General features: G+C 50.9%; 9 protein-coding genes. 2 read left to right on the forward strand and 7 right to left on the reverse strand.

All coding sequences use genetic code 11. The features are described 5' to 3' along the window. Nucleotides 1-44 precede the first annotated feature (44 nt). The 4 genes from BK126_RS04915 to BK126_RS04930 all read right to left on the reverse strand — a co-directional run bounded on the left by BK126_RS04915 (nucleotide 45) and on the right by BK126_RS04930 (nucleotide 6,181). Nucleotides 45-1,520, reverse strand: a complete 1,476-nt coding sequence (locus BK126_RS04915; RefSeq protein WP_076311549.1) for a GMC oxidoreductase — start codon at nucleotides 1,518-1,520, stop codon at nucleotides 45-47. Between the two features lie 263 nt (nucleotides 1,521-1,783). Next, nucleotides 1,784-2,800 carry an SDR family NAD(P)-dependent oxidoreductase gene (locus BK126_RS04920; protein ID WP_076311550.1) on the reverse strand — a complete coding sequence of 339 codons (1,017 nt, stop codon included), beginning with the start codon at nucleotides 2,798-2,800 and terminating at the stop codon, nucleotides 1,784-1,786. A 69-nt stretch (nucleotides 2,801-2,869) separates the two neighbouring features. Next, nucleotides 2,870-4,051: a PKD domain-containing protein gene (locus BK126_RS29720; protein WP_256702701.1), complete on the reverse strand. Its 1,182-nt coding sequence runs from the start codon at nucleotides 4,049-4,051 to the stop codon at nucleotides 2,870-2,872. Nucleotides 4,052-4,801: 750 nt separating this feature from the next. Then, nucleotides 4,802-6,181, reverse strand: a complete 1,380-nt coding sequence (locus BK126_RS04930; RefSeq protein WP_076311551.1) for an MFS transporter — start codon at nucleotides 6,179-6,181, stop codon at nucleotides 4,802-4,804. A gap of 71 nt (nucleotides 6,182-6,252) precedes the next feature. On the opposite strand from BK126_RS04930, the gene BK126_RS04935 reads away from it, so the two are divergent. Continuing rightward, on the forward strand, nucleotides 6,253-7,539 hold the full coding sequence (locus BK126_RS04935; RefSeq protein WP_076311552.1) for a helix-turn-helix domain-containing protein: 1,287 nt from the start codon (nucleotides 6,253-6,255) through the stop codon (nucleotides 7,537-7,539). 268 nt (nucleotides 7,540-7,807) lie between these two features. On the opposite strand, the gene BK126_RS30190 is transcribed toward BK126_RS04935, so the two are convergent. Then, the gene (locus BK126_RS30190; protein ID WP_076311553.1) at nucleotides 7,808-7,888 is read right to left on the reverse strand and encodes a DUF5060 domain-containing protein; all 81 of its coding nucleotides are present in this window, start codon (nucleotides 7,886-7,888) and stop codon (nucleotides 7,808-7,810) included. 9 nt (nucleotides 7,889-7,897) lie between these two features. Then, complete coding sequence (locus BK126_RS04945) at nucleotides 7,898-9,448, reverse strand: glycoside hydrolase family 43 protein (RefSeq protein WP_076311554.1); 1,551 nt, start codon at nucleotides 9,446-9,448, stop codon at nucleotides 7,898-7,900. Here BK126_RS04945 and BK126_RS29005 point away from each other — a divergent pair. After that, the gene (locus BK126_RS29005) at nucleotides 9,447-9,791 is read left to right on the forward strand and encodes a hypothetical protein (protein ID WP_143757676.1); all 345 of its coding nucleotides are present in this window, start codon (nucleotides 9,447-9,449) and stop codon (nucleotides 9,789-9,791) included. The genes BK126_RS04945 and BK126_RS29005 overlap by 2 nt on opposite strands. A 198-nt stretch (nucleotides 9,792-9,989) precedes the next feature. Here the strand turns inward: BK126_RS29005 and BK126_RS04950 are convergent, their stop codons facing one another. Next, entirely contained in the window at nucleotides 9,990-12,644 is a 2,655-nt protein-coding gene (locus BK126_RS04950) for a glycoside hydrolase family 78 protein (RefSeq protein WP_076311555.1), read from the reverse strand. Nucleotides 12,645-12,670: the final 26 nt, after the last annotated feature.

A 12,670-nucleotide genomic window follows, 5' to 3' on the forward strand; every position in this document is an offset into this window, starting at 1 on the left:
TTTGGATGATAATGTAACGATCCGATAGATAGTGTTACGTCGTCTTACGAATATCTTCTCGTCATATAATCTGCCGTACGAATAGCCAAGGCAATCGTCGTTAACGTTGGGTTTGCTGCCGGCAATGTGGGCAGTACGCTGTTATCCGCTACAAATAATCCGTTTACGCCGAATACTTCACCGTATGGATTTGTCACCGATTGAGATGGATCGACACCCATCCTGCAAGTTCCCGACTGATGGTTATCAGATCCCGGCGGAGCTAACGTTATTTGTTTTTGCGGATCATTTTGAGGAAGAAGTCTCATTCCGGCGGTACCAGCAGCATGCATCAACTTCTGTGCCATTTGATTAATGACGGCATAGTCTCTCTCACTATAATTAAAATGAATTTGCAGCTTCGGAATCCCATACTCATCATGGACATTCGGATCAAGGCTAACCCGGTTTTCGAATTTGGGCTCAACGACTCCATATGCATTTATTGAAGAAATAAGGTTATTTTGCAGCGGCTGTACTTCAAATTGATACGCACTATATGGACCCGGACCAATCAAATGCAATTGAAAAGGATTTCCACGCGATTGAGGGATTAGAATGGAGAGTACACCTAAGTCTTCCGGAAACTGGGATCGATCAAATACTCCCGTTGCACCAACAGAAGAATGACTTACAAGATAATGACCTATGCTGCCAGAGAGCCCAGAGTTCAATAATATGCGAGGTGATTCGAAGGCGCCTGCCGATAATACAACGGTCTTTGCTCGAATGAAATAGGCTTTTTTGTCTGGACCTTTTACCTCGACCCCAACGGTTTTACCCTGATTGAATACAACTTTAGCGGCATGTGCCTTAATGGCGATATCAATACTTCTAACATTTAAGGAAGCAGCCAGAAAGTTAATCGAGCTGAAAAATACAGTCGAATTTAAAAGTCCATCATGGCTTGCTTGCAAATTAGTTGCAAAGGGTATACGTTCCGCTTCAATAAACCCGTATCCGCGAAGCCTCTTTAATACAATGTCGGTAAAATAGGAGCCTTCAGAGTATTCTTGATTTACTTGCATGAATTCTTCGGCAATATTATAGTAACCATTCATTTCACTTATAGATATTGGCCATTTCTCAAGATCAGGGGTAAACATTCGGGGTGCAAAAGCGGCCCATAACAGCGTTTTTCCACCGACTGCGTTTAGTTTCTTTGCGCCAGGCATACCGGATGGTTGGATTCCAACTGGTTGAACGTATTTTGTATTATTATAGATTTGGAACATTTTCCCCATATTCCCTATAGTGGGTACATTCAAGGCGTGAGTAGGCAAAAAAAGTCCTCCTGCCTCCACGACGCCAATCCGTTTTTCGTTTGCCCCCCATTGCTCGCACAACCGCCAAAGTACAGCGCCGCCGCCTGCACCTGTACCAATAATCAGCACATCATATTCCGTTTGTTCCATTTTCTCTAACGAAACCAATGGAATCCACGGATATGATCCATCATCATCAATACCAGTCCCCGGCATGTTATCCCACCTTACGGAAAAATTCGGATCTGTTCCTTCCACCTTTTAACCTTGTAAGTATCTTATTTTGAAAATATCCCAAATATACCGCGGCAATCGTTTCTTTTAGCATATTTCCCCTATATCTTTGATTCTGCCATGAAGCGAAATACAATTTTAAGAATTATGTACTTTTGCATAAAAGACCCGATCATACCTGATCGAGTCTTAAAATTTATATAGGATTCTTCTTCAAAACACGCCATTATCCCCAGTTATTTCTTTTAGAACTCCCTGTCCTTAGCAATGGAAACATAATCTTTAAGAAGCGTTTCGGGAACCTGCTCCATGAGTTCGCTCACGGACCAAGCTTCATCCGTCTTTTTGATTTCTTTGACAATCTTGGGATCCGAGTAAAGCGAGACGCGGCCACCGCCAGTAACGGTGAACACTGCCCCATTCACGTATTGAGCATGTTCTGTGCAAAGGTACACGAGAAACGGAGCGACATTTTCGGCCGGACCATGTTCCTTTTCGGATTCTTCGACTCGTTTATCGTTTGGATCGATCTTTATTCCGTTTTCCGCCATCATCGTTTTCAGCGTTGCGCCGAAACTTACATGGCCGGGAGAAGCCGCCTGCGGACAATACGCGTTAACGGTAATGCCGAATCGATCGAGTTCTTTTGCTGTCGACTTGGTCAGTCCGACGATGCCGGCGTTCGCGGCGCTATAGGCGCTGAGGTTCGCAATGCCCGTCCAGGCATCAGAAGCGCAGTTGAGGATCCGGCCGTATCCTTGTTTGATCATGTAAGGGACGGCATGTGACATTAAATTATAAGCTCCTTTAAGTTTAGAGACGGTTTGATAGTCCCAATCGGACTCTTTCGTCTGTACAAATGGGCCGAACCCTAAACCTGCGGCGTTATTGACGACGATGTCAATTCGGCCGTATTGCTCGATGGCGGTCTGTACCAATTGGCCGGCGGTTTCATAATCCGAGACGTCTCCGTAAAAAGGAGTTGCTTTACCCCCGTTCATCCTAATTTCCTGAGCGGTACTCTCCGCGTCGCCCCTCAATGCGAGAATCTTCTTTATATCCTCCGCGTCAAATTCCGGTGTACGTTTAACGCCAATTGGCTTGAATGATTCGGTTACGGCGACGGTTTCGTTCCGCTTGGGAGCACGATTATTCGTGATGACGATGGCGCCTTCCCTCGCCATTCCGATCGCGATGCCTCGCCCGACTCCCTGACCTGAACCCGTAACGATCGCGACTCTACCCTTCAGCATGTTTCCCATTGTTTTATTCCTCCCTTTTATGAATGAACGGAAGGCCGGACTTTAGTCCGGCCCGTTTTACATAACGCCCTAACGGACCCCTACACGCGCGCGGCCAAGGTTTTGAACCCTCGCGTAAGCCATGCTCGCCTCCCCTTCGCGCTGGACTGTCACTCGAATCGCCGGGTAATAATTGCCTGGCGTTGAAAATGTGTACGTCGTGGTTACCTCTACCGTCTGTCCAGGTGTATTAAAGGCGGCTTCCGTGAAATTTCCGTTCCCCTCGAAATCCCATTCGAGGCTTACGACCTCGCCTTGCTTCGGCGGCACCTTGATTCGCGCCGTGAAGGTGACGGCTTCGCCGGCAGCGATCTCGATTCGGACGTCGCCATTGACGGTCAGTCCGATAACAGGCTGTATGCCGCGGCAAACTTCAACCTTCTCCGGCAGCCTAATTTGACTATCGACAACCTCGTAACAAGTCGACTGCGCAGGCTCTACCCCCTTTTCTACCCAAACGCTCAAATCGCGAAGAGCCCGCTCATAAATGCCATCATATTGTACAAGTATATGGTTACGAGGACCGTATTGGATATGATCCGCATGGTCGTTGTACCAAAGCCGGAAGTTGTCATCGTAATGCTCGCCAAGGTTCTCCTTCACTTTTGCGCTGTACCAGTCTGCATGCCACGGGTAAGCGTCAGCATCGAGCAGGTTGGCGACTAGGATGACTTTTCCTTGAATCTGCCCGCTATGCGTTCCGCCGCCGGTTACATTGCGTGATATGATTGGACCGATTTCCAACGGCCGCTGAGGGTAGATCGGTGATCCGTCTGCCAACTTGAGATGATCCCAGCCGTAATGACCGGCTTGGTTCGGCACCTGATGACGGTGATAGGAAAGAAGCGCTAACGACCAACAATTATCGATTCGAATAGTGGCACCTGCTTCAACGGAGTTCAGTATTTTGTCAGGGGTCCCGTTTGCGATCTTAAAGATCCTTGTTACGGGATCCAATGAACCCGCCAGCGTCCCGATCTCCGACGTTCCGTCGGCGGCATAAAGGACGTAATCCGCACCGGTTTGCACCGGAACCGTCGGTACGCTGGCAAGGGTTAGGCTTGTCGGCTCGCCTTGTTCATTCCGACTCACTTGTGTAATGGTGGCCACATGGTCGACCCTGGCATGGCGGAACAAATCGCCGAGTTCCGACTGTTCCGTCCCGATATACCCTGGCTTGCTCCAGAAGTCTTCGACGTACGTGGGATCCATCCCCCTAACCATGCCTCCAAAATCTAGGAGTCCCTGGGGATTGTTTAAACCAAGCAAATACGGATAGTCTTCCCACGCCCGTAGCGGAATGCCTAATTTTGTTACTTCGAGCAGCACCTCTCGCTCGACATCATTAAGCGCCGAATAGGGGGCGCCGCTACCGCCCGGGCTGACCGCGTCCGCTATCTGTTGCGCCTTGACCCCCAGCACAAATCCCGCAAAAGCACGGATGAAAAAGTTATTCGGGATAGAGGTCGGTATGGCAGGGATGAACGGAACGGCGCCATCCCATACTCCTGTGGTACACTCAATCGCACCGAGCGTCTGAAGAGATCCGCCGCTGCCGCCATACACGTAGCCATAAATCCGCTCGGAGGTCTCGTAGTATTCTGCTGCGACCTTCCTGGAAAACTGTGCCACTGCCGCATCAACCCGGTAACCGCCGCCCCCGTTTGTCTGGACCGTATACGCCCCGCTTTCAACACCGAATTCGACAGTACGATCAGAGGCGTTTTCATCTTGAAGGGGGTATAACTGTTGGTAAAATCGTCCACCCCATTGACTTTTTAACGGAAAATAGAAGGTGAACTTTTTATCCGTGCCCTCAAAATGTCCCGACACCTTACGATGCGGCACCGGGGACGTTATGTCGGTCTGGCTGTCTATGACCGGTCGGTTGTAGAGAGGATCTTCCATTCCATCGTACAACTTTTTCTCGCTTTCATGCACCGCCATGATCTTTTCCTCCTATTAATCTTCACATTTCAATGTGTTGCCGTTCCGTATAGCCGCGAGTTCTCTCGCGATCTGCGCCTGCTTCTCCTCTGTCAAGTCAAACCAGACGATGCAGATAGAGATCGCGCCGAACACCGCGGGTAGGATGCCGACTAACACCCGAAGCCCGAAGAGTGTATCATAGCTTTGCTCGATACCCGGCACGTACCCAATCAAGCTCAACGCGCCGGCCGCGATCGCGCCGGACAAAGCGGTCGCGAACGTCTGTATGAAACCGTTGAATGAGCTCATGAAAGCATTCAGATTGAGGCCCGTCTTCCACTCGGTGTAATCGATGGCGGCCGGCATGAGTGCACCCTGTGCCGGGCTTCCCAAGCCGCCGATCAAACAGGTGAGAACGGTGACGGCGATATGGATGAGCAGCCCTGTCTGATCGTCCGGAATGAATAAGTAGACGGGACACGTCGCCAAGTTCGCGATGACGCCGGCCAGGATGACGCGTTTTAACCCGAATCGTCTCACGATCGGTTGACTGAAAGCGACCCCGATGAGCGTCGGAATTAAGCCAACAATCCCCATGAGAACCATTAAGCTTTCATTATCAAAAAAGTATTTGTAGAAATGAATCTGAACCCCCGACCTTACTCCTGAAGATAATGCGCTTGCAAACAGATAGACGTAGATGATAACAGCGGCTTTGTTCGTAAATGTCGCTGCGATCATCTGCTTGAAAGTAGGCCGGTCGTCGTCCTTGCGGGTTTCGACCAGATACCGCTCCTTCACCTTCCTCCATTGGAAGATAGAAATCGAGATCGTGAACACGGCGGCCACCGCCATGAGCAGCGAGAACCCTCTAGCGTCATTCCCCCCGCCTAAAGCTTTATATAGCGGAACTGTGCCGATCTGAACGACCAAGGCGCCTAGAATGACGAAGAGAAATCCAAACTGTCCGACCGACAATCGCTCGTCCACTCGCTTGGTCACGGCCGGAATCACTGCGTTGCTGGGAATTGTGGCGATGGACGCGAAGATGCTGTAAACGGTATAAGTAACGACAGCATAGACGACCTTCCCTGTCTCGCTTAAATCCGGCACGGTAAACGTCAGCCAACCGAAGATTCCGAAAGGAATCCCCAGAAGGATGAACCACGGTGTGTACTTCCCCCACGGCGTTCGGAGTCGGTCTACCAAAGCGCCAAAGAACGGAGCGGCAAACGCATCAATGATTCGAACCGCCAGGAATAACGCCGCAATAAAAGCCGGATGCAGTTTCATGAAATCCGTGTAGAAAAACAGCAAATACATCTGGATAATTTGGTAGTGAAACGTATTCGGCGCGTTCCCGATCACGAGCGCAAGCTTCTCGCCAAACTTCAATCTCGGATGATTTTCCATCGCTTCCCCTCCGGGATACTCAAGTTGAAAGCATTTACATATTACATTATGACATACATGTCGCCTATCTTATGGTACAATATAAAAAAAAATTGTATGAAATCGAGTTGATCTCTGTGTTCGTTATGGACAATGCTCCTGACTTATCATATCTCTGCAAGTTACTTCATGAGACGCTGCAGCTTCCGGTTTATTACAAGAAGGAAGCGGACGTTCCGGAGGAATCATTCTGGAGCGTCGGCATGCCTGCGCATCCCTCCTACTCCGATTCGTATGACCTTTTCCGTGCGGTGATCCTAGCAGGAGAAGATCTACTTGCTCCCGTCGTACAAGAAACCGATCGCTTGGAACAGTTCGCCGTCATACCGGTGAAGCGAAATGGCCGACGCGCCGCAGTAGTCATTCTCGGCCCGTCGTCAAGACAGAAGCCGAGCGAGGCGCTGTACGCCAAGCTTTTAGACGATCACGGCATCCCGACTTGGGAACGGAACGAATGGATCTCATATTGGCGCGGCCTTCAGAACGTGGACAGTCTCCGCCTCCTCCACATCTGCCTGTCGGCCAACTGGATGCTGAACATGGAAGCACTGGACGTCATGGATGTGTTTCAAACCAGCTTTCAATCCGACTCCTTCATGCGGCGGAAGGAGAAAGAGCGGGAGATCGCGGATCGGCGGGAGTTTTCACTTTTCCAAGAGACGTACGGATCCGTGGACCAGATGTTGGAGCTCATCCGGAAGGGGAAGACAACCGAGTTAATGAAGCAACTGGCCAAAGCGACGAGCGGACAAGCCCCCGTCGGCGCGATGTCAAGCCGGGGGCATCTGCGCAATGTGAAGAATCTCGCTATCGGCGGCATCACGATAAGCAGCCGCGCCGCGGCCGAAGGTGGACTGAACGAGGAATTGGCCTCTGCGTTGTGCGAATTGCATATTCGACATATCGAGGAGATGAACGACCTTTCGAAGGTCGAGGCCGCCGTCATCGGTGCGATCGTCGACTTCGCCGATCGCGTTGCCCTGAGCCGCAAGACGAACGTCTCGAAGCAGGTCCGCGACAGCATGGACTACATTTACAAGCATCTGTTCAAAGAGATTACGTTCAAGCAACTCGCGGTTGTATCTGGACTCAACCCCCACTATTTATCGAAGCTGTTCAAAAAAGATACCGGATTCACGCTGGCGAACTATATTCAGAAGGAACGCATCGAGGAAGCAAAGCAGCTTCTCGACCATTCCAACGACCCGATCTCGAGCATCGGAGAGCGACTCACCTTCTACGATCAGGCTCATTTCGTGAAGGTGTTCAAGAAATACGCGGGCGTCACGCCGAAACAGTACCGAAACCGTGCCAGGTAACCCCGTCGACAAAACGCAAGCAACAGGAACTCTTCTGTCCAAACAAGAAGGCGTATACAAAAAAGACGATCGGATCATTCCATCGTCTCTTCTTCTTAATGGTTCATCGCTCAGGCAACTTCTTCGTTAGATCGATTCGTACCGCTCTCTAGGATCTTACCGTATTGTTCCATTACGTCGTTATACGTGTTGCAATTACAGCAGTGCCTTCCTTACCCGGTAACTTCACTTTCATTTTCCCGCTTGCCCTCTGGCTCGGAGCCTCGCATTAAGAGTGAATCTCATACCGCCAAACGCCAAATTCTTGAGGCATGAAGCGTATCCTGTATTCGCCGTTACCGAAGGGCATCTGGTTGTTTTATTGTTCCTTCGAAGGAGAGTAGTAAAAATAATCGAAACAGGCGGGAACCGTGCAAGATCGTCCATTCCCTGTGGCATAAAGACCAAAGTATACGCCTGTGTATCCTCCTGCAACTTCGGTGGAAAGTAAAGCGCACTCCCCGAGGCCGAAAAGTTTTCGGATTCCATTTGATTCATAAAAAAAGGAATAGTTCGATTCATTGGCTTCCACCCCCAGAACGATCTCCATGCCGGTAAAGCTTTCCTGTAATTCGACCTTCCACAAGGAACCCACTCGGCGGCGAAGAAACACGTTTCGGCCGTTCTGTGGGTCTAGGGTGAGCCCGATTTCATAATGGTGCCGTTCGTCCATATATACGGTAAGTCCCGCTTCCTCTCCTTCGCGGGTCGGTTCGAAATGGAGCAAGGTTGAAACGGTGCAATGGAAATGCTGTTGCCGCCTGCCTACAAACGCGGGGGAACCCATATCGTTCAAAGATATCGAAGAACCACGGAGCGTCAGCCAGCCTCGCCGTTCCTCAAGCGACCAACTGTTGGGGTCCGGATTCCTTATAAAGTTCCAACAGGGTTGCAGATATGTTTCATTAAAATGATCTATCTCTAGCCACTTCGTCTCGCCTTCAAGTCGAAGCGTACCGACGTCCATCTTCTCCGGCACGGTTCCTCCATCGCCGATTGTCGGCCACCCATCGGAAGACCAAGCAACAGGCGCTAGAAACGTCTCTCGACCTAAATGATGGTGTCGACCTCTAAAAGGAACGGACACCGGACGGATCCCTAAGAAAACGGCCCACCAACGGCCATCCCCCGCTTGAACGAGATCCGCGTGGCCAGTAGCTTGGATCGGATACCCCGTGCTACGGTGCGTCAGAATCGGGTTCTTCGGATTGCTTTCGAACGGCCCGTAAGGCGATTCGCCGCGCGCGATCGTAACCATATGTCCGTATTCAGTTCCGCCCTCTGCTATTAATAGGTAGTATTTACCCTGAATGCAGTAGAGATGCGGTCCTTCGGGTGCAACACTGCCGGTCCCCTCCCAAATCAATCGGCGTGGTGATAAGAGACTTCCGGTTTCGATATCAAGCTCTGCCTGATAGATCCCCGGAGTCTCCGCCTTTTCAAAACTGTTGGTACCAGAAATGTAGACGCGGCCATCATCGTCAAAAAATAGTGATGGATCGATTCCCGGCCAATCCAACCAAATTGGATCGGACCAAGGTCCCTCGGGTTTTTCTGCCCATACGAAGAAGTTACGTAAGTTCTTCATATTCGTGGTAACCATGTAGAACCGGCCCTGATGAAACCTTAGAGTCGGTGCGTAAATCCCCATAGAGCTTTTACATTGATCCAAATCCAGTTGGCTCTTTCGGGTTAAACAGTGCCCGATCTGCTTCCAGTGGACAAGATCGCGGCTATGAAAAATTGGCACCCCGGGGAAATATTGAAACGAACTGGTGACGACATAATAATCCGAACCCACCCTGCAGATGCTGGGGTCCGGATGAAAACCAGAAATCACGGGGTTGATAACCTTCGCAGAGGTTGACATGAAATATACATCTCCTTTATCCCTTAAGTGGTCCAATTCCATTGCGACCGTAGCCGCACATTATCTTATGTTAACGGCAGCTGACCTTGTGGTGAACTGCACCTCAACGGAAGGTGCAGACTTATTAAGCGGACTGTGCTGTCGTTCCCCAGCTCAATGCAATCGCGATGTACCCAGTTGTAGTACGCCGTCAATCGCCTGCCTCCGGGCAGCAGCCACTTTTAATGGCTGCCCGGTCAGCAGTTTAGTTGGATGCTCCAGTTCTGAGCCGTTTTATATTGAAGACTCGTCTCAACGATCAAGCCTGCTGAATGTGAACGCAAGCTCGCCAGCGGTCGCTTAGCTGTTTTGCTCATTGCGTTAGCTGCTTTTCCCATTGCGCACGTTGCAAGTTAAAACGATCTGCGATAATAAACCAGCAGATACTGCAGTGCGTCAGCCCCCAGCTGTTTGGCGTCCTAGATCCACAATCATCCCAGTATTGCCTCCCTGTCCTTCGCAAAAGGAAAAATCCCCCCTTTTCCGCCGAACCACAAGATGATCATGCAAATGTAAACCGGTAGCTCCCGGAACCGATCACAAGCGAAAGGCCTTCGCCGGCTGCTTCAACGCGGATCAGACCGGATATCTGATCCAGTTGCTTCCCGTTCTCTGCAATCCGGTTACGATCACTCACCGGAACTACAACCTCGGCTGTCGTATTCGGCGGAATCGTCACGTTCATCTCCAACGTACCGCTTTGCTCCCGCTTCCACGATACCGCAATAGTTCCATGTATTGATTCGTAAGAAGTGTCAGCCCAAGTAAAATGTTCGCCGAATTCTGGCTGAATCCGTATTTTTTTATAGCCCGGCTCCGTTAGTTCGATCCCGCCGACGACACGGTACAACCAGTCTCCAATTGCGCCATATGCGTAATGGTTGTAGGAGTTCATATTGTCACTCCAAAACGTTCCGTCCTGCTTGATGCCGTCCCAATGCTCCCAGATCGTCGTAGCGCCCTGAACAACGGAGAACAGCCACGAAGGATATTCCTGCTGCAGAAGGAGGCGGTAAGCGAGGTCGGTATAACCGAACCGTGAGAGCACTAGGTTCAGGTATGGTGTGCCTACAAAACCGGTCGTAAGGTGCGTCCCGCTCTCTTCAATGTGTTCTTCAAGCATTCTCGCCGCGCGAGGCCGGTCTTTCTCCTCCAGCAAATCGAACATCAAGGCGAGCACGTACGCGGTCTGAGTCGGGGAAGCAACCCTACCGCTCGGGGTCACGAACTCTGTCCGGAATGCCGATACAATTTTCTCATGCAAAGCGCGGTACTCTTCGGCATCTTTGGCTTTGCCGATTACAGCGGCCGCCTTCGCCAGCAGATCGGTCGAATACGCATAGAAAGCGGTGGCGATCAAATCCTTCGGCGTCGCGCCGGTGTAGCTGTTTTCTTTCGCGTCCAGACCAAGCCAGTCGCCGAAATGGAATCCGGTGTTCCACAAATATTCGTTATCACCTTGCGCCCGCATATACTCCACCCAGGCCTGCATGCTAGGATATTGGGTTTTCAGCACACGGATATCTCCATAGCACTCATACAGCGTCCATGGACAAATGACGGCCGCATCTCCCCATGCGGAGGAGCCGTAACCAGCGGCGGGGATATCGGGAATGACATGCGGTACTCTGCCGTCTTGTTCTTGGTCCGCCGCCAAATCCTTCAGCCACTTCTCGAAGAACGGGACGACGTTCATGTTAAAGGCCGCAGTCCGTATGAAAACTTGAGCATCTCCGGTCCAACCCAATCGCTCGTCGCGCTGTGGACAGTCTGTCGGGATGTCGAGGAAATTCCCTCTTTGCCCCCAAACGATATTCTTCTGGAGCTTGTTGACAAGCTCATCCGAACACGCGAAGCTACCGGTTGGTTCCAAATCCGTATGAATGACGCAGCCAACGAACCGTTCCATGAGCTGCTCTTTCGGGACTCCTGTCACTTTAACATAGCGGAAACCTTGAAAGGAGAAATACGGTTCGTACGTTTCCTCTCCGCCGCCACGGCAAATATAGGTGATCGTCTGCTTCGCGGAACGAAGATTTCCGGTATAGAAATTCCCGTCCCGGTCCAGCACTTCTGCGTGCTGCAACGTGATAACAGTCCCGGCTTCAGCATTCACGGCGAATCTTACCCATCCGACCATGTTTTGGCCCATGTCGAGCACCTTGTCGCCTTGAAGTGTTGTGATCACCGTCGCAGGCTTTAGCACCTCGGTCACCTTAGAAGGTTCATTCTCTTGAGCAACAAGCGTGGAGCTAGGAGCCTGATGGATGGCCGCATTCGGCCATGCTTGATCATCGAATCCGGGCGAAGACCAACCATCGATCGCAATTCTGGCATCATATGTCTCCCCATGATAGAGCTCCGAGCTGAGTAGTGGACCGCTCGACGCATGCCACTTTCCATCCGACACGATGATTTGTTCCGATCCGTCGGACAATGTCACATGCAGCTGAATCAGAGCGGCGCGGCTTGCCCCGAAAAACTCCTTCTGGCCTTCCCAGGCCAAGTATCCTTTGTACCATCCGTTTCCCAACATAAAGCCAATCGTGTTTACTCCCTGGGAGATTAACGCGGTTACATCGTAGGTTTGATATTGAAGGCGTTTCGTATAGCTTGTAAAACCGGGGTTAAACAGCGTATCATCGGCAATCACACCGTTCACGAACAGCCTGTACAGCCCAAGTGAAGTTGCATACACCCGTGCGGAAACGATCTGACCCTCTATCGTGAAGTCCGAGCGCAAGTAGTCACAGGCATCGTGATCTGTATCATCGGCCGACGAAGGCGCCGTAATCCAGCTTGCCTGCCACTCCTCCGAGGCTAACAATGCCGTCTCCCAGTACGAGGGTTCGCTCCATGCCGATACCATCCCTTGATTGTCCCATACGCGAATCCTAAAATAATAACGCGTGCGGGATTTCAGGTTAGGACCGGCATATTCGATGTGAACATTACGGTCCGAATCAATCTTTCCGGAATCCCACACCAATGCCGGTAAGAAATCGTCTTCATGAGCTACCTCGATTTGATAGGCGGATTGGACAAAGCCTCTCCTTTCCGAGGTCAACTCCCAGCTTAGCCGGGGACGAGCATCGTCTATTCCCAATGGATTCTTTCTGTAGTTCACTCGAAGGTTGGATACTGTAAAATAGGTCATCCCGATTGTCGCTCCTTTAGGTCATT

The organism is Paenibacillus sp. FSL H7-0326 (genome assembly GCF_001955535.1).
In the GTDB taxonomy this organism is placed as follows: domain Bacteria; phylum Bacillota; class Bacilli; order Paenibacillales; family Paenibacillaceae; genus Paenibacillus; species Paenibacillus shunpengii.

Coding starts and splice junctions, on each gene's coding strand:
- BK126_RS29720 (WP_256702701.1), bottom strand. CDS start 4,051: ATGGATCCCACGTACGTCGAAGACTTCTGGAGCAAGCCAGGGTATATC.
- BK126_RS30190 (WP_076311553.1), bottom strand. CDS start 7,888: ATGCCCTTCGGTAACGGCGAATACAGGATACGCTTCATGCCTCAAGAA.
- BK126_RS04935 (WP_076311552.1), top strand. CDS start 6,253: ATGGTACAATATAAAAAAAAATTGTATGAAATCGAGTTGATCTCTGTG.
- BK126_RS29005 (WP_143757676.1), top strand. CDS start 9,447: ATGAAATATACATCTCCTTTATCCCTTAAGTGGTCCAATTCCATTGCG.
- BK126_RS04930 (WP_076311551.1), bottom strand. CDS start 6,181: ATGGAAAATCATCCGAGATTGAAGTTTGGCGAGAAGCTTGCGCTCGTG.
- BK126_RS04945 (WP_076311554.1), bottom strand. CDS start 9,448: ATGTCAACCTCTGCGAAGGTTATCAACCCCGTGATTTCTGGTTTTCAT.
- BK126_RS04950 (WP_076311555.1), bottom strand. CDS start 12,644: ATGACCTATTTTACAGTATCCAACCTTCGAGTGAACTACAGAAAGAAT.
- BK126_RS04920 (WP_076311550.1), bottom strand. CDS start 2,800: ATGGGAAACATGCTGAAGGGTAGAGTCGCGATCGTTACGGGTTCAGGT.
- BK126_RS04915 (WP_076311549.1), bottom strand. CDS start 1,520: ATGCCGGGGACTGGTATTGATGATGATGGATCATATCCGTGGATTCCA.